Genomic DNA, 16,963 nt, shown 5'->3' with positions numbered 1-16,963 from the left:
TTCTGCGACACCTGCTCCGCAGCAGCCGCCACCACCCCCGACTGCGCCGCCGTCTCCTCCGACGACGCCGAGAACTGGGCGCCCGCGTAGGACAGGCGGTCGGCTGCACCAGCCACCTCCTGGGCCGTGCCGGCGACCGTGGAGATGATGGCCCGCAGGCTCGTCTGCGCGGTCGTGAGAGCCACGGCCATCTGACCGATCTCGTCCCGGCTGTCCACGTCGGCGCGGACCGTCAGGTCGCCCTCGGAGAGCGCGACCAGGGAGCGTCGCACCTTCTCGGCCGACCGGCGGATCCCGTTCGCGACCACGAGCGCGACGACCAGGGCGATCACCAGGCCGACCAGCCCGAGGACGACCATCATGGCGACGGTGCGGTTCGCGTGCTCCGTGGCCTCGTCGGCGATCGACGCGGCGTACTCGTTCGCCGCGTCACCGGCGCGCGACAGAGCGGCGACGTGGGCGGCGATGAGAGCGTCGTTGCGCGACTGGATCTCCGGCGTCACGGCCTTGTCCTCGACCGCCGGCATGAGGGTCGAGTCGCGGTAGGCGACCCAGTCGGCCCACGCCGTCTTGAACGCCTCCCAGTTCGGCTCGGTCATCGTCCCCAGCATCGTGTCGTACGCGGCGATGTCCGCCTCGAGGTCCGCGTCCGTCGCGTCCATCTGCGCGACGACGGCGGACCGGGCCGACCCCTCGACGAGGTCGTACTGGTACGTCAGCCGCCAGGCCTCCTGGGCACCGTGGTCGATCTGAGCATTGAGGCGCAGCGCGGTGTTGCCCACGTCCGCGACGGTCGCCGTGTCGTCGAGGGTCGAGCGCAGGCCCTGCAGGGCGACGGCGACGGTCGCGACGAGCACGAGGACGAGGACGCCGAGCGCGACGATGATCCGGGTCCGGACCGAGAGGTCGCCGAATCGGGAGCGGCGTGCCCGAACGGTCGGGGGCGTCAGGGACGAGGACATGGGGGACTCCTGGGCGGTGTGATGAACGGGGAGGGGGGTGCTGGCTCGACCTGCGGGCCTGGTCGCGGGCCGGCTGGCGGGCTGGCTCGCGGGACTCGTCACGAGTCGGCTCACGACGCCACGGCGTCGACGTCGAGCGCGAGCAGGAGCTGGTCGGAGAGCTTGTAGGTGCCGAGGATCACGGCGCGCAGCGCCTCGGACAGGGTCTGGGGAGGCAGCTCGAACTGTTCCTCGTCGACCACGAGCACGTCGCCGATCCGGTCGACGAGCAGGCTCACGGTCTCGTCGCCCACGAAGACGACGGCCATCATCTGCTCGCCGTCGTGCGCGGGCATGCCGAGCCGTCGTCGGAGGTCGACCGTGAGCACGACCTGGCCGCGAAGGTTGACGAGGCCCGCGACGTCGTCCGGCGCGAGGGGCACCCGCGTGCGTGGGCGGCTCGGCAGGACCTCCTGGACCCTGTCGACGGGGATCCCGCAGAGCCGGTCGCCCAGCGTGAAGGTCACGAGTCTCGTGCTCATCGCACACCTGCCAGGAGGTCGTCGTCGAAGGCCGCCCGGTCGGCGAGGCCGTCAGGATGGTCGTCGTCGAAGAAGCCTGCGTCCGCGGCGCGGACGGCGCTGCGGACGTCGAGCAGCTCGGTGACGCGCTGGTCGAGGACGGTCGAACCGACCAGCCCGTTGTCGTCGATGTCGCTGTGCAGCCGGGCGTCGTCCTCGACGATGTCGAGGATCTCCGAGACGGCCATCGCGATGCTGCGCCCGCCGCGGGTGTACACGACGACGTCGAGCTCGTCACCGGTCGGGGCGCCCACGGCGCCGAGCACCCGGTCGAGCCGGACCAGCGGTACGAGCGCGCCCCGGTACTGCAGCACCTCGCGGGTGCCCACCTGCTCGATCCGCTCCGTGCGGATCCGTTCGAGGCGGGTGACCGCGGACAGCGGGATCGCGACGCGACGGTCCCCGGCGGCGACGACCAGCACCTGGTGCGTCGCCTTGGCGGCCTGCACCGTCGTCTGCCGACGCACCTTGGCGAGCTCCGCGATCTCGGTGCTGAGCACGCGCCGGGCGATCGCGGGGAGGTCGAGGATGAGGGCGACGCCTCCGTCGCCGAGCACCGTCGCGCCCGAGTACATGCCGATCTGCTTGAGCCGGCTCGCGAGTCCCTTGACGACGATCTCCTCCATGTTGAGGACGCGGTCGACGATCACGCCGAACCGCTGATCGTCGGCCTCGACGACGGCGATGACGCGGCCGGCCGACTCGGAGGCGAGGTCCAGGACCTCGGCGAGCGAGACGAGCGGGAGCAGCGTCCCGCGCAGCCGGAACACCGGGGCGGTGCCGACGTGCTCGATCCTGGTGTCCTGCCCTCCGAGCGCGACGAGCTCCAGGAGGCTGACCTGCGGGATCGCGTAGACCGAGCCGCAGCACGTGACCGTGAGCGCGGGCATGATCGCGAGCGTGAGCGGGATGCGCATGCGCCACGTCGTGCCCTTGCCGACGCTCGACTCGACGTCGACCGATCCGCCGATCGCCTCGATGTTGGTCCGGACGACGTCCATGCCGACGCCGCGGCCGGAGACGTTGGTGACCTTCGCGGCGGTCGAGAAGCCGGGGAGGAACAGGAGGTCCAGCACCTCGGACGAGGACATCGCCGCGATCTCGTTGGCGCTGCGCAGCCCCTTCGAGACCGCCGAGCGTCCCACCTTCTCGGGATCGATGCCCGCGCCGTCGTCGGTGATCTCGACGACCACCTGGCCGTTCGAGTGGTAGGCGCGCAACGACACGAGCCCCTGCGAGGCCTTGCCCACGGCGAGCCGCTGGTCAGGGGCCTCGATCCCGTGGTCGACGGCGTTGCGCACCAGGTGCGTCAGGGGGTCCTTCACGGCCTCGAGCAGGGAGCGGTCGAGCTCGGTGTCACCACCGGTCATCTCGACGCGCACCTCGCGCCCCAGCATCTTCGCGAGGTCCCGCACGATGCGCGGCATCTTCGACCACACGTGCTCGATGGGCTGCATACGGGTGCGCATGACACCCTCCTGCAGCTCGGAGGCGATGAGGCTCAGACGCTGCGCGGACCGCTTGGTCTCCTGGTCCTCGCCCGCGCCGGCGATGCGGTCGAACTGGTTGCGCACGAGCACGAGCTCGCCGACCTGTCGCACGAGGGAGTCCAGGAGGTCCACGTCGACACGGATCGAGCCGTCGGCCGCGTTGCGCCCAGGCAGCTCGATCTCCTCGTGCTTGGGCGTGGTCGCGGGCACGGGTGCCGCGGCAGGCAGGGGCTCCGTCACGGGCTCCGGCGTGGCGAGCGCCGCGGGAGCCGTCGCGAGGACGGGTTCGACGACGGAGGGTGCCGCGGGTGCTTCGGGCTCGGGCTCGGGCTCGACATCGACCGCAACGGGCGCGACCGGCGCCGGCACCTCGGCAGGGGTCGTCCCGTCCTGCACCGCCACGATCTGGGCGACCATCGGCGCGACGTCGACGTCGTCGCCGGATCCCGCCTCGACCTTGGCCAGGATGGCGCGCAGGGTGTCGACGAGAGCGAGCAGGACGTCCGTCACCTGGGGGTCCATGACCCGCTCGCCGTCGCGCAGCTCGGACAGCAGCGACTCGCCGACGTGCGAGACCTTCTCCAGGTTGCCGAACCCGAGGAAACCGCTCGTCCCCTTGATGGTGTGCACGGTGCGGAAGATGCTGCTGAGCAGCGCGCGCGACGAGGGGTCGCTCTCCAGCGCCACGAGGTCCTGGTCCAGCTGATCGAGGTTCTCGTAGGACTCGACCAAGAACTCGTGGACGATCTCGTCCATCTCGTCCACGCCCGCACCTCCACGCCATCGCTGGCATCGTCGTCGTCGCTCGGAGCGACCTGTCGTCAGGGACACCGGTCCCCCCAGCCCTGGCATCCACCGGGGCTGTCGTCGGTGACTGTCGGTCGTCTCGTGCGGTTGGTGGGGGTGATACCGGCGCCTCGGGCAGACCCGTCGACGCTCGGGGTCAGGCCGCGTTGTCGAGCGCTCGTGCGAGGGCGAGGGCGAGGGCGATGTCGTCGTCGAGGCTGCGTCGTTCGTCGCGCACCGCGTAGCCGGCCGTGACGATCGCGCTCTCGTGCCGGCGGTAGTGCGGGTCGCAGAAGAGGAGCGGGCCCCGGCCGGTGACGGTCACGCGGACGCAGGCCGTCGCGCCGCACGCGTCGCACTGGTCGCAGCGGTCGAGCGCGTCGTGCGGGTCGGCGTCCGGGGGCTCCCACGGTCGCCGCAGGTGGTTCATGCCGCCGTGGCCTTCTGGGCTGCACGGTTGACGAGCCCTGCGGCCTCGGCGCGCGTCAGGCCCTGGATGACGAGCTCGTCGACGAGCGAGGCGATCTGCTCGTGGACGTCACCGGGATAGAGAGGGGCGCCCGCTCGTCGGCGCGCGAGCTCCTTGGTCAGGGGCGCGCAGCGTTCGGCGATCGTCTTGGGTCTGGGGCGTGCGGGGGTCGCAGCCATGGGGTGCTCCTCTCGTGGCCTCTGGTGGAGGCGTCGACGGTCCTGCTTCCTATGCAGCGACGTCGGTGGTCGTGCGGCCTGGCGACGAGGGTCGGTCAGCCTGCCTCGGCGACCCTCGTCGTCTGGCGGGCCGCGGCGACGATGTCGGCGAGCGTGCTGCGCACCTCGTCGGGGGTGCGCCCGAGCGGGCGGCCGGACAGGGCGGCCGCGGCCGCGAGGGTGTCCAGGTAGCGCGCGGTGTCGCGGGTCGACTCCCCCGTGCCGCGGTCCGGGTCCCAGGCGGAGCGGGCCTCGTGCTCGTGCTCGACGAAGACCGCGGTGAGCTCGGTGACCCAGGCCGCGTCGACCCCGCACCCTGCGACGGCCTGCTTGACCGAGACCCGGGTGCGGGACAGCGCGGGCCGCCCCGGGCGGGCGCGGTCCGCGAGGACGTCGCGCACGAGGAGGTGGGCGATCTTCTGCCCGTACTCGTGCGTGGCGACCGTCTCGAGGTGCTCGTCCTCGTAGGTCGTCCACAGGCCGGCGAGGGTCGCGATGCGCGGGTCCGACGGCGTGTCGGCGAGCGCGAGGACCGAGCGGAGGGCGAGCCCCTCGTCCTCCTCGATCCAGGCGAGCATGCGTGCCCGGACGTCCGGGTCGAGGGGGCGCTCGAGGGTCGGCAGGGCGAACGCGTCGCGGATCGCGGCGGCGTCGATGTGCATGCGCAGCACGCCGCGCTGGCGTGTGGCTGCGCTCTCGTGCGCGGCGCAGAGGCGGTCGATCTCCTCGTCGCGGCCCGCGTCGAGGACCTGGACCGCAAGGTCGGGGACCACGGGGAGCTCGTGCACGAGGCCCGCGAGGCGCCCTTCGGCGTCGATCGTGCCCTCGAGGAGGTCGGTCGAGACGATCTGCCCGACCTTGCGCGCGGACCGCACGCTCCGCAGCAGCGTCCGGTGCATGAGGGTGTAGTCGCCGAGCGCCTGACGGATCGAGCCCGCCGCGCTCGCTCCGCCCGCGAAGACCTCGAGGTCGAAGAACTTGGTGCCGTTGCGGCCTCGGGAGTCGCCCTCGGCTCCGTCGGTGCTCGGCAGGTCGAGGATCTTGCGGGTGTAGAAGTCCACGGCGGCGTCGACCATGTCGTCGTGCAGGAAGCGGGCGATCCCGTGGCGGTGGCAGTAGCGCGCGGTCTCGGAGCGCACGATGCCCGTGCGGAACACCGCTTCGAAGACGATCATGCGGGCCTCGCGCTCGGTGAGGTCGCCCGCGCGCACCCGACGGGCGACGTCGGTGGTGGTGCGGTCGAGCTCGTCGCTCGCGCGGTCGTGGACGGACGTTCGGGCAGCGGCGGTGACATCGACGTCGACGTCGGCGGTGACGGTGATGGTCTGCATGGCACGTGTGTGTGCGGCGTGCTCGCGAAAATCGGGCCTCCGAGCCCTTCGGGCGATGTGATGTGCGTCACGTCGCCCGCGAGGGCGCGCCTCCGCCCGACGCAGGCTGGCGCGTGCTCCGTCGGCATAGGCAGCCCAGACGGTCAGCGAGGAGAGGACGAACGTGGAGCACAGGCGCCGAGCGCTCGACGTCGGGCCCGGGGAGCATCTCCTCCTGCCCGCGTCGGCTCTCGACACGGCGGGGCGGCTGCACCTGTGGCGCGCCTTCACGGGGCTGTACGACGGCGAGCTCCTGCTCTCCCCGCTCACGGCGAGCCCGCTGCCCATGCCGTGGACCGTGCCTGCCGGGCACCGCCGGTGGCCCGGCCTGCGGCCGGCCGCGATGTGGCACCCCCTCCTGTGGCTGCCCGCACGCCTCCGCTCACCGATCACCCTGCGCGACCCGATGACGGGCGAGACCTGGGGCGAGACCTACGACGAGTGGGCGACCCGCGTCGCGCTCGAGATGACCGAGTCCGGCCCGGTGTCCATCGACGGCGAGCGGTGGGTGCTCCTGCACGACCCGCACCACGGGCGACACGTCCGGGCGCTCGACCCCGGCGACGAGGACCTTGTTCCGTTGTACGACCCGACCACCGGGACCTGGCTCGACGTGCTCTCGACCGTCGGGCTCGACGTCGACGACCCTGCCGACCTCGCCCGGGTCGAGCGTTGGCTCGCGGGAGAGCCGGACGAGGTCCTCGACGCCGTCGACCTCGACGTGTTCCTGCAGGCCGCGGGCCGCGACCCGGCCTGGGCCCTCGACCGGACGCAGCGCCCCCTCGCCGAGGGCGCGGGCTACCGCACCTACGTCGAGGACCTGCGCGACGCGTCGTCGACCCTCGTCGCACGCGAGCTGGACGACCGCGTGACCGATCTCGCGTCCGCGCGCCTGCCCGCCCGGGAGCTCGGGCAGCACGTGGGCGCCCTGGCCCGGGCCGCCTCCACGCTCCTGTCACCGGGCGTCGACGTCGTCGACGACCTGGGCCTGAGCCTCGGGCTCGTCACCGCCCGCGCGGAGCGTGCGACCACGGTCGAGGCCGTCTCTGCTGCCGTCGCCGACCTGCGCGTGCTGCTCGGCACGGTCGCCGACGCCGCGGCCCTGGGGCTCGACCGCATCGGGCTGCGCGTCGAGATCGAGACCGCCGAGGTCCTCGGTCAGGTCGCCGAGCTCACCCGGACCACCACGCCGCCCGACGACGGCACGCACCCGCCCGTGGAGGGTCAGCCCTCGCGCGGCGCGTGCTTCTCGAGGAACGCGTAGACCTCCGAGGCGTCCACCCCGGGGAACGCCCCTGACGGCAGCGCCGACAGGACGTACTGGTGCATGCGCGCGCTGGGCCAGGCGACCTCCTCCCAGTGCCGCGCGAGCTGCGCCGCCGGCCGGCGGCAGCAGGCCTCGTCGGGGCAGGTCGAGGCACGGCGCGCGGTGGTCTCGCGACCTCGGAACCACTTGGCCGAGGAGAACGGGACCCCGACCGTGATCGAGAACTCGCCCGTCGTCGTCGTGCCCGTCTGGGTGCTGCACCAGAAGGTGCCCGCGGGGGTGTCCGTGTACTGGTAGGACTCGGTCGCGCGGTCGCGGCGCGCGAACGCCTCGCGCGCGGCCCACCGACGGCACACGAGCTGCCCCTCGATGGCCCCCGTGACGTCCGCCGGGAACGGCAGGCCGTCGTTCGCGTAGCCCCGGTACAGGGCGCCGTCGTCACCGACGCGCATGAAGTGCACAGGGATGCCCAGGCGGGAGGTCGCGAGGTTCGTGAAGCGCTGGGACGCGGCCTCGTGCGAGACGCCGAACGCGTCGCGGAAGTCCTCGACCGCGAGGTCCTTGTCCTTCTTGCGCTGCTCCAGGAACTCGACGGCCGCCGACTGCGGCATGAGGCAGCACGCTGCGAAGTACGTGATCTCGACGCGCTGGCGCAGGAAGTTCGCGTACGACGTCGGGCGCTGGTGGCCCAGCACGCGGTGCGCGATCGCCTGGAGGCCGAGCGAGCGCAGCCCGTGGCTGCCCGGGATCGAGGCCGGCGGGAGGTAGATGCGGCCGTTGCGCAGGTCCGTGACCGTGCGCGTCGAGTGCGGCAGGTCGTCGACGTGCAGCAGCGTGAAGCCGAGCTGTTCGGCCATGCGCGCGACCGTGCGGTGCGTCAGGGCGCCTGACGTGTACCCCGCGCGGCGCGTCATCTCCTCCGCGAGGTCCTCGAGCTCGGGGATGTAGTTGTTGCGCGACTGGCGTTCCAGGCGGAGCTCGGTGTTGGCGCGGCGGGCCTCCTCGGGCGTCGCGATGGCCTCCGACGCGCGACGGGCCAGCTCGCCGTGCAGACCGACCAGGTTCTCCAGGACCGGCAGGGGCAGCTTCTGCGACGCCTTGACCGCGGGCAGGCCGAGGGTCGCGAACAGCGGGCCGCGCTGGGCCCGGTCCAGCTCGATCTCGAGCGCGGCCCGGCGCGAGGGCGGTTCGTCCGCGAGCAGGTCCGCCACGGCGACGCCGAGCGCACCCGCGAGCGCCTGCAGCAGCGAGAGCCGCGGTTCACGCTTGCCGTTCTCGATGAGCGACAGGAGGCTCGCGGTGGTGCCCACCTGCGCACCGAGCGCGTCGAGCGTGAGCCCGCGACCGGTCCGGAAGTACCGGATCCGGCGACCGAGCGTGATGAGGTCGGTGCTCGGCGGCGTGTGGACCTCGGGGGTCGTGGGGATCTTGCGGTCTTCGTCGACAGCCATTCCTTGACTCTATGTCAACATCCGCGATTCTTGACAACGGTCCAGGTGGAAAACCGGGGTGTTCCGGGTCGAGGGTGGAAACAGCAGCACCGACACCCACCGGGTGGACCCGACGACCGCCCAGGACCGGAGACCCTCATGACCGCGACCGCCCCTCCCCGCCGCACCCGCCACGCCGCCCTCACCGAGGAGCTGCCCGACGTGCTCAGCACCGCGATGGCCGGTGCCGCGTTCGGCTCCGGTACCCGCACCGCCCGCGACCCGCGTGCCTGGGTGCGGGAGATCGCGGAGCTCACCGAGCCCGACGCGGTCGTGTGGTGCGACGGCTCCGCGGCCGAGAAGCAGCGGCTCGTCGACCTCATGCTCGACGCCGGTACGCTCCTGCCCCTCAACCCCGAGCTGCGCCCCGGCAGCTACCTCGCCCGCTCGAACCCGAGCGACGTGGCCCGCGTCGAGTCGCGCACGTTCATCTGCTCGCGCGACGAGGCCGACGCCGGCCCCACCAACAACTGGCGCGAGCCCGACGCCATGCGCGCCGAGCTCCGCGACGTGTTCGACGGGTCGATGCGCGGTCGCACGATGTACGTCGTGCCGTTCTCGATGGGCCCCGTCGGCGGCCCCCTCTCGCAGGTCGGCATCCAGGTCACCGACTCGCCCTACGTCGTCGTGAGCATGGGCGTCATGACGCGGGTCGGCAGCGACGTGCTCGCCCTGATCGATGCCGGGGCGCCGTTCGTGCCCGCCGTGCACAGCGTGGGCGCGCCGCTCGTCGACGACTCGGGAGCCGTCACGCAGGACGTGCCCTGGCCCTGCAACGACACCAAGTACATCGCCCACTTCCCCGAGTCCCGCGAGATCTGGTCCTTCGGTTCCGGCTACGGCGGCAACGCGCTGCTCGGCAAGAAGTGCTTCGCGCTGCGCATCGCGTCGGCCATGGCCCGTGACGAGGGCTGGCTCGCCGAGCACATGCTGCTCATCCGGGCCACGTCGCCCGAGGGACGCGCCTACCACCTGGCCGCGGCCTTCCCCTCGGCGTGCGGCAAGACGAACCTCGCGATGCTCCAGCCGACCGTCCCCGGGTGGAAGGTCGAGACCATCGGGGACGACATCGCGTGGCTGCGCCCCGGTCCCGACGGGACGCTGCGCGCGATCAACCCCGAGGCCGGGTTCTTCGGCGTCGCCCCCGGCACGGGGATCGACACCAACCCCGTCGCGGTCGCGACGTTCGACCGCGACACCATCTTCACCAACGTCGCACTGACCGACGACGGCGACGTCTGGTGGGAGGGCCTGACCCCCGAGGCGCCCGCACACCTCACGGACTGGCTCGGCAACGACTGGACCCCGGCGGCGGAGACACCCGCCGCGCACCCCAACTCGCGCTTCACGGTCGCAGCCGCGCAGTGCCCGACGATCGCCGACACCTGGGAGGACCCTGCGGGCGTCCCGATCGACGCGATCGTCTTCGGCGGTCGACGTGCGACCAACGTGCCGCTCGTCGCGCAGGCGTACAGCTGGGAGCACGGCGTGTTCATGGGCGCGACGATCTCGTCGGAGCGCACCGCGGCCGCCGAGGGCGCTCTGGGCGAGCTGCGCCGCGACCCGTTCGCGATGCTCCCGTTCTGCGGTTACAACATGGCCGACCACTGGGCGCACTGGCTGAGCGTGGGAGCGGGCCTCGACCCGGAGAAGCGGCCCAAGATCTTCCAGGTCAACTGGTTCCGCAAGGACGCGGAGGGCTCGTTCCTGTGGCCCGGGTTCGGGGAGAACTCTCGCGTGGTCGAGTGGATCGCGCAGCAGGTCGACCGCTCGCGCGGCCTGCGGACCGACGCAGGGGCCGTCACGAGCCCCGTGGGCCTGCTGCCCGCGCCCGGTGCGCTGGACGTCGACGGGCTGGACCTGCCGGAGGGCGACCTGGAGGCGCTCTTCGAGGTCGACGCCGACTCCTGGCTCGCAGAGACCGAGCTCACGAGCGAGTTCTTCGACACGTTCGGCAACAGGGTCCCGGACCAGCTGTGGGCGCAGCTCGCGCGTCTGCGGTCGCGGCTCGGGGCCGAGTGAGCCGCGGACCCGGCTGAGTCCCTCCTCGCCGAGGGTGACCGACGCGCCCGCCGAGGGTGACATCTGATGTCACCCTCGGCGGGCGTTCGCGTCACCCGGTCAGCCACGTCACCCTCGGCGGTAGACCATGCCCATCAGCTCGCGCACGTCGTCGAGCGTGCGGTCCGCGATCTCGTTGGCCCGTGCGTTGCCGCGCGCGAGGATGTCGAGCACCTCGGGACCGTCGCCCGCCGCGAGCGCCGCCCGCCGAGCCCGTATCGGCCGCAGGTGCTCGACGAGAGCCTCGGTCACGAGGGCCTTGAGCCTTCCCGCCCCCGCGCTGCCGACCTCGTCGGCGATCTCCTCCGGGGCCCGTCCGGTGCACAGCGACGCGATCGTCAGGAGGTTCGCGACCTCGGGTCGGGTCTCGGGCTCGTAGGTGATGGCCCGCTCGGCGTCGGTCTTGGCCCGCTTGACCCACCGGGCCGTCTCGTCCTCGCTCGCCCCGAGCGGCAGCGTGTTCCCGCGGCTCTTGCTCATCTTGGTCCCGTCGGTCCCGAGGATCGTGGGCGAGGGCGCGAGCAGCGCGTCGGGCTCCGGGAAGTACGGGTTCGCGGCGGCGTACCGCTGGTTGAAGCGGCGCGCGACGGTGCGCGTCGTCTCGAGGTGCGGCAGCTGGTCCTGCCCGACGGGCACGAGGTTGGCGTGGCAGAACAGGATGTCGGCGGCCTGGTGCACGGGGTAGGTGAGCATGAGTCCGCTCATGGCCCGCCCGCCGGTCGCTGCGGTCTCGGCCTTGACGGTCGGGTTGCGGTCGAGCTCGGCGACGCTCACGAGGCTCAGGAACGGCAGCAGGAGCTGGTTGAGCGCGGGGACGGCGCTGTGCGTGAAGACCGTGGTCCGGTCCGGGTCGATCCCGGCCGCCAGGTAGTCGAGCAGGATCTCGCGCACGGTCCCGCGCAGGTCTCCGGCTTCGTCGCGGTCGGTGATGACCTGGTAGTCGGCGAGGATCAGGAAGACCTCGACGCCTGCCTGCTGGAGCCGCACGCGGTTGGCGACGGTCCCGAAGTAGTGCCCGATGTGCAGGGCACCCGTCGGTCGCTCGCCCGTGAGGACGCGGAACTCCGCAGGGTTGGCGGCGATCCGTGCTTCGACCGCGCGGCTGCGGGCACGGGCTGCGTCGAGGGTCCCGACGGCGGAGCGCGCCTCGGGCGGGCGGGTCCCCTGGGCAGGGGTGGTGGCTGCGGCGGTGGCCGCGCTGGTGAGGGTCATGGTGCTCCTGGAGTCAGGAGCCGCCCTCGTTCGCCGCAGGCGACGGAGGGCCGACCCGGGCTGCACGCAGGGCAGCTCGGGGACACGACTGGTCACGGCTGCGAGGGCAGCCACCACCAGTTGCGCGTTGTCATGGGGCCAAGGGTACGCCTCGTGTCACCCGCGGCGGTCCGGGACAATAGCCTCATGCGCGCCGAGAACATCACCGGTCCAGTCGCCCACCACGGCGAGGGGCCCGTGTGGTCCCCGACCTGGGGCGGGCTGCGGTTCGTCGACATGATGGCCGGCGACCTCCTGACCCTCCAGCCCGACGCCACGGTGACCCGCCGCCACGTGGGCGACTACGCGACCATGGTGCGCCCGCGCTCCCAGGGGGGCTACGTCGTCGGGCTGGAGCGGGGGCTCGCGCTCGTGGACGACGAGGCGCCCGACTCCCCCGTGCGTCCCTTCCCCGAGCTGTGGAGCGACCCGACGGTCCGTCTCAACGACGGTTCGACCACCCCGGACGGCGCGTTCTACGCGGGGTCCATGCCGTTCGACGACCGGTCGGGCGCGGGCGCCCTGTTCCGCGTCGAGCCCGACGGCGCCGCGCGCCTCGTGCTGTCGGGCGTCACGTGCTCGAACGGGCTGGGTTTCTCGCCCGACGGGACGCTGGCCTACTACGTGGACACGCTCACGTGCCGGGTCGACGTGTTCGACTACGACGCGGGAGCGCCCGAGCCCCTCGCGAACCGGCGGGTCCTGGTCGAGATCCCGCGCGAGGACGGTCTGCCCGACGGGCTCACGGTCGATGCCGAGGGGGGCGTGTGGGTCGCGCTGTGGGGCGGCAGCGCGGTGCACCGCTACGCGCCGGACGGGACGCTGACCGCGGTGGTCGAGCTGCCCGCCTCGCACGTCACGGCGTGCACCTTTGGCGGCGAGGACCTCGACGAGCTGTTCATCACGACGTCACGGCTCATGATTCGCGAGCCGTTCGAGCCCGAGCTCGACGCGGGGTCGGTCTTCCGGGTCGTCCCGGGTGTGCGGGGCCTGCCGGTCCTGCCGTTCGCGGGCTGATCCCCGCCGAGATGCTGCTCGTGGTCGCCGCCGTGGTGGGCGGGGCGACCACGAGCAGCATCTCGGCGGGCGCAGGACGGGATCACACGACCGCGTCACGGACCTTCTGCTCGCAGCGTCCCAGGCCCTCGATCTCGACGGCCATGACGTCGCCGTCGACCAGGTAGGGGAAGCGCCCCGAGAGCGCGACGCCCTGGGGCGTCCCGGTGTTGATGACGTCGCCCGGCTCGAGCACCATGTACTGCGACAGGTGCCACACGAGGAAGTCGACGTTGAAGATCATGTCGGCCGTCGAGGAGTCCTGGCGGATCTCCCCGTTGACCCACGAGCGCAGGCGCAGGTTCGAGGCGTCGACCTGGTCGGCCGGGACGAGCGCCGGACCCATCGGGTTGAACGTCTCGCAGCTCTTGCCCTTGGACCACTGGCCGCCCGAGACGGCCATCTGGTAGTCACGCTCGGACACGTCGTTGGACACGGTGTACCCGGCGACGTGCGCGGCCGAGTCCGCAGGGGACGCGAGGTAGCGGGCCTTCTTCCCGATGACGATCGCGAGCTCGACCTCCCAGTCGACCTTCTGCGCGCCCGGGGGGAGCAGGACGTCGTCGTCGGGGCCGACCACGGTGTTGGAGTGCTTCCAGAAGATGATCGGGACGGTCGGCGGCTCGGAGCCGGACTCGGCGGCGTGCGCGGCGTAGTTCATGCCGACGCACACGACGGCCGTGGGGCGGGCGACCGGGGCCCCGACGCGCAGCGCGTCGGCGTCCGCGACGACGGGCAGCTCGCCCGCGTCGAGGGCGGCCCGGGTGCGCGCGATCCCGTCGGCCGCGAGGAACTCGCCGTCGACGTCGCGGGTCAAGGAGTCGAGCGAGTAGGTGGTGCCGTCCGCGGTGCGGACGACGGGACGTTCGTGGCCGGGGAGGCCGAGGCGCATGAGCTGCACGGGGTGCTCCAGGAGGTCGTCTTCAGGGATGAAACAGGACGTCAGCGTGCCAGGGCGCGCGCGTAGCCCGGGTTGACGATCGAGCCGACGGGACGGCCCGCGAGGAACTCGATCGCGTTCTGCGCGGTGTGCACGGGCAGGTCGGCCATGGCCTCGGGCGAGAACCACGCGGCGTGCGGGCTGAGCAGCACCTGGTCGAGCGTGCGCAGGCGCGAGTCGGCGGGCAGCGGCTCGTGCGAGAACACGTCGAGGGCCGCGGCCCCGAGGTGGCCGGCCTCGAGAGCGTCGGCGAGCGCGTCCTCGTCGATCAGCGGGCCGCGGCACGTGTTGACCACGACGGCGCCCGGCTTCATGGTCGCGATCGACGCGGCGTCGAGCAGGTGGCGGGTGGCCTCGCTGAGCGGGGCGTGCAGGCTCAGCACGTCGGCCTCGGCCACGGCCTGCTCACGGGTCACGGGCAGGTAGCCGGCGGCGGCGACGTCGACGTCGGGCACGAAGGGGTCGTGGACCAGGACGCGGTAGCCGAGCGCGGCGCAGCTGCGCGCGACGAGCGACCCGATCCGGCCGTAGCCGATCACGGACACGGTGGTCGCGGACAGGCGCGCGGCCATGGGGCGCGGGGCGGTCGCGGCCCAGACGCCGTCACGCACGGCACGGTCGTAGCCGACGAGCCCGCGGCTGAGGCCGAGGACCATCGCGACGGTGTGGGACGCGACCTCCTCGATGCAGTAGGTCGGGGTGTTGGCGACGGCGATGCCGCGCTCGGTCGCGGCGGCGACGTCGACCATGTCGTAGCCGATGCCCATGCGGCTGACGAAGCGCACGCCCTCGATCTCGTCGAGGACGCGGGCGGTGAGTGGCGCCCACTGGACGACCAGGGCGGACGGGGCGGCACCTGCGGCCGCGGCGTCGCGGACGAGGGCGATGACGTCGTCCTCCGTGCGGGCCGTCCCGCGCACGACACCGAGGCCGGCGGCCGTGACGGTGTCTTCGCACGCGGTGCCCGGGAGGTCGCAGTCGGTGATGACGACGGTGTCGGGGTTCATGAGCCGAAATGCTATAGCATCTAGCAACTGACGGCCAGCGTCCCTGGACAGGACGCTTGCGGTCCCCGCAATTTGCTATAGCGTTCACGTCATGGCTCGACGACTTGCGCTGATCACGGGCGCCAGCTCCGGGATCGGTTCCGCGACCGCCCTCCAGCTCGCCCGTGACGGATACGACCTCTGGCTCACCTACGCCCACGACGAGCTCGGGGCCCGCACCACCGCGGACCTCGCGACCGAGCTGGGCGCGAGCTGCCACGTCTCGCGCCTCGACCTGCGCGACGTCACGTCCGTCGACAGGCTCGTCACACAGGTCACCCGACGCTGGGGCAGGCTCCACGTCCTGGTCAACAACGGCGGCATGTGCCCCTACCGCGCGCTCGACGACATCGAGCTCGACGAGTGGGACGCCGTCATGGAGACCAACGCGCGCGGCACCTTCGTCCTCTCGCGGGCCGCGCTCCCCCTCCTGCGGGCGGCCGCCGCCCCCGAGGGCGAGGAGCCGGTCGACCGCAGCATCGTCAACGTCGCCTCGATCGCGGGCCAGCAGGGCGCGCTCAAGACCGGCGTCCACTACGCCGCGAGCAAGGGCGCGCTCCTCGCGATCACGCGGAGCTTCGCGCGCCTCCTGGCCGCCGAGGGCATCCGCGCGAACGCGGTCACGCCCGGCCCGGTCACGAGCAACATCACGAACCAGCTCGACGACGCGGGCCGCGAGGCCCTCACGTCCTCGATCCCGCTGGGGAAGTTCGGCACGCCCGACGACGTCGCCTGGGTCATCGCGTCCCTCGCCTCCCCGCGGGCCGGGTTCGTCACGGGCGCCACGTACGACATCAACGGCGGCGTCCGCATCGACTGACCGACCGGCCCGCACGACCCCCCCACGAGACGAGGACTCCCATGCCGCAGCACCCGACCGCCCACGCCGTGGTCACCGAGCAGGTCGACGCGTTCAACGCGCACGACCTCGAGCGCTTCGTCGCGACCTACGCGCAGGACGTCGTGGTCGTCGGCGTGACACCCGAGCCGATCGTCGGCAAGGACGCGCTGCGCGCCTTCTACGGCCCCCGCCTTGCAACGGGCGATGTGCATTGCACAATCGATGCCTCGGTGGCGTACGGTGAGCGATGGGTGGTCGCACGCGAGATCGTGTCGACCTCGAACGGGTCGGGCGAGACCATCGCCACCTTCGAGGTCCAGGACGGCGTCATCACCCGGGCGAGCATGCTCAAGGCCTGACGCCCCCACGAACGCGGAGCCCGGTCGGTCACCCCCCTTGATCGGCCGGGCTTCGCTCTGCCCGGACGCACCCTGCGCAGGCTGCGTCTCCACCCGGCCACGGCCGGGATCTCCACCCGGATCTCCACCCACGGGCCGTGTGCGGCCGAGCACCGACCGGGCAGGCTGACGACGTCGTCCCGCCTCGCCCCAGGAGCCCACCGTGAACCCCGAGAACCTCGAGCCCGCACTGATCGCCGTCGCCGTCCTCTGCTGGCTCGGCTACCGCCAGACGACCTGGCGTGCGGTCTCGGCGCGCATGTGGACGCTCCCCGCGGTCCTGGGTGCGGTCGGGCTGCTGGCGCTCTCGTCCGCGATCACCGTCCGACCGACCGCGCTCGACCTGGTCGTGGTCACGAGCGAGCTCGTGGTCTCGGTCGGCGTCGGCGCCCTGATCGGGGTGATGACCTCGTTCCGGGCGATCGACGTGGCCGCCGCACCTGCCCCGGGGGTGGCGGCCCGCCGTCGGGCCCGCGCGGTCGCCGCGGGGGCGACGCTCGAGGCCCGCGCCGGCTGGGCGGCGCTGGCACTGTGGATCGCGCTCGTCGTCGCACGCCTCGTGACCGGCATCCTCGCAGGCGCCGCCGGCGCGCACCTCGCGGCCTCGGCCGGCGTGATCCTGCTGCTCCTCGCGGCCAACCGAGCCGCCCGTGTCCTGGTCGTGAGCGCACGGGCAGGGCGCGTCGAACGCGAGCACGGTGCGTCCGCCGCTCGGGGTGCGGGCCTGCGCACTCCCGCGCAGGTCGCATGATGGTCGG

16 protein-coding genes are annotated in these 16,963 nt (G+C 72.6%); 6 read left to right on the top strand and 10 right to left on the bottom strand.

Features of this window, described 5'->3' with window-relative positions:
• From H9640_RS16625 to H9640_RS16600, 6 genes are all read right to left on the bottom strand, one after another.
• Positions 1-962, bottom strand: a 962-nt coding sequence (locus tag H9640_RS16625; protein WP_191791886.1) for a HAMP domain-containing protein, incomplete at its 3' end; no start/stop codon positions are given.
• A gap of 110 nt (positions 963-1,072) precedes the next feature.
• Complete coding sequence (locus tag H9640_RS16620) at positions 1,073-1,483, bottom strand: chemotaxis protein CheW (protein ID WP_191791885.1); 411 nt, start codon at positions 1,481-1,483, stop codon at positions 1,073-1,075.
• Positions 1,480-3,768 (bottom strand): chemotaxis protein CheA, encoded by a 2,289-nt coding sequence (locus tag H9640_RS16615; protein WP_225227379.1) that lies wholly within the window; start codon positions 3,766-3,768, stop codon positions 1,480-1,482. Before H9640_RS16615 ends, H9640_RS16620 begins: the two co-directional genes overlap by 4 nt.
• Before the next feature lie 187 nt (positions 3,769-3,955).
• A complete protein-coding gene (locus H9640_RS16610) occupies positions 3,956-4,228 on the bottom strand; it encodes a DUF7455 domain-containing protein (protein WP_191791883.1) in 273 nt (90 codons plus the stop codon).
• On the bottom strand, positions 4,225-4,446 hold the full coding sequence (locus H9640_RS16605; RefSeq protein WP_191791882.1) for a hypothetical protein: 222 nt from the start codon (positions 4,444-4,446) through the stop codon (positions 4,225-4,227). The genes H9640_RS16610 and H9640_RS16605 overlap by 4 nt, the downstream gene beginning before the upstream one ends.
• Positions 4,447-4,541: 95 nt before the next feature.
• Entirely contained in the window at positions 4,542-5,816 is a 1,275-nt protein-coding gene (locus H9640_RS16600; protein ID WP_191791881.1) for a hypothetical protein, read from the bottom strand.
• 163 nt (positions 5,817-5,979) lie between these two features.
• Between H9640_RS16600 and H9640_RS16595 the strand changes: the two genes are divergently transcribed.
• Positions 5,980-7,119: a hypothetical protein gene (locus H9640_RS16595; protein ID WP_191791880.1), complete on the top strand. Its 1,140-nt coding sequence runs from the start codon at positions 5,980-5,982 to the stop codon at positions 7,117-7,119.
• Here the strand turns inward: H9640_RS16595 and H9640_RS16590 are convergent.
• Positions 7,080-8,573, bottom strand: a complete 1,494-nt coding sequence (locus tag H9640_RS16590; RefSeq protein WP_191791879.1) for an XRE family transcriptional regulator — start codon at positions 8,571-8,573, stop codon at positions 7,080-7,082. The two genes, H9640_RS16595 and H9640_RS16590, sit on opposite strands and share 40 nt — an antisense overlap.
• A gap of 138 nt (positions 8,574-8,711) precedes the next feature.
• Between H9640_RS16590 and H9640_RS16585 the strand changes: the two genes are divergently transcribed.
• On the top strand, positions 8,712-10,634 hold the full coding sequence (locus H9640_RS16585; RefSeq protein ID WP_191791878.1) for a phosphoenolpyruvate carboxykinase (GTP): 1,923 nt from the start codon (positions 8,712-8,714) through the stop codon (positions 10,632-10,634).
• 108 nt (positions 10,635-10,742) lie between these two features.
• Here H9640_RS16585 and trpS read toward each other — a convergent pair whose 3' ends face one another.
• Complete coding sequence (gene trpS / locus H9640_RS16580; RefSeq protein ID WP_191791877.1) at positions 10,743-11,885, bottom strand: tryptophan--tRNA ligase; 1,143 nt, start codon at positions 11,883-11,885, stop codon at positions 10,743-10,745.
• Positions 11,886-12,071: 186 nt separating this feature from the next.
• On the opposite strand from trpS, the gene H9640_RS16575 reads away from it, so the two are divergent.
• Positions 12,072-12,941 (top strand): SMP-30/gluconolactonase/LRE family protein, encoded by an 870-nt coding sequence (locus tag H9640_RS16575; RefSeq protein ID WP_191791876.1) that lies wholly within the window; start codon positions 12,072-12,074, stop codon positions 12,939-12,941.
• Positions 12,942-13,023: 82 nt separating this feature from the next.
• Here H9640_RS16575 and H9640_RS16570 read toward each other — a convergent pair whose 3' ends face one another.
• Positions 13,024-13,881 (bottom strand): fumarylacetoacetate hydrolase family protein, encoded by an 858-nt coding sequence (locus H9640_RS16570; protein ID WP_191791875.1) that lies wholly within the window; start codon positions 13,879-13,881, stop codon positions 13,024-13,026.
• Positions 13,882-13,922: 41 nt separating this feature from the next.
• Positions 13,923-14,927 (bottom strand): C-terminal binding protein, encoded by a 1,005-nt coding sequence (locus tag H9640_RS16565; protein WP_191791874.1) that lies wholly within the window; start codon positions 14,925-14,927, stop codon positions 13,923-13,925.
• A 91-nt stretch (positions 14,928-15,018) separates the two neighbouring features.
• On the opposite strand from H9640_RS16565, the gene H9640_RS16560 reads away from it, so the two are divergent.
• The 3 genes from H9640_RS16560 (at position 15,019) to H9640_RS16550 (ending at position 16,956) form a co-directional block, all read left to right on the top strand.
• Positions 15,019-15,786 carry an SDR family NAD(P)-dependent oxidoreductase gene (locus tag H9640_RS16560; RefSeq protein WP_191791873.1) on the top strand — a complete coding sequence of 256 codons (768 nt, stop codon included), beginning with the start codon at positions 15,019-15,021 and terminating at the stop codon, positions 15,784-15,786.
• A gap of 41 nt (positions 15,787-15,827) precedes the next feature.
• Positions 15,828-16,166, top strand: a complete 339-nt coding sequence (locus tag H9640_RS16555; RefSeq protein WP_191791872.1) for a nuclear transport factor 2 family protein — start codon at positions 15,828-15,830, stop codon at positions 16,164-16,166.
• A gap of 202 nt (positions 16,167-16,368) precedes the next feature.
• Positions 16,369-16,956, top strand: a complete 588-nt coding sequence (locus H9640_RS16550; RefSeq protein ID WP_191791871.1) for a hypothetical protein — start codon at positions 16,369-16,371, stop codon at positions 16,954-16,956.
• Positions 16,957-16,963: the final 7 nt, after the last annotated feature.

Source organism: Oerskovia gallyi (assembly GCF_014836745.1).
Lineage (GTDB): Bacteria > Actinomycetota > Actinomycetes > Actinomycetales > Cellulomonadaceae > Oerskovia > Oerskovia paurometabola.
The sequence above is the reverse complement of the archived record's forward strand: the minus strand, read 5'-3'. Positions and strand labels throughout refer to the sequence as shown.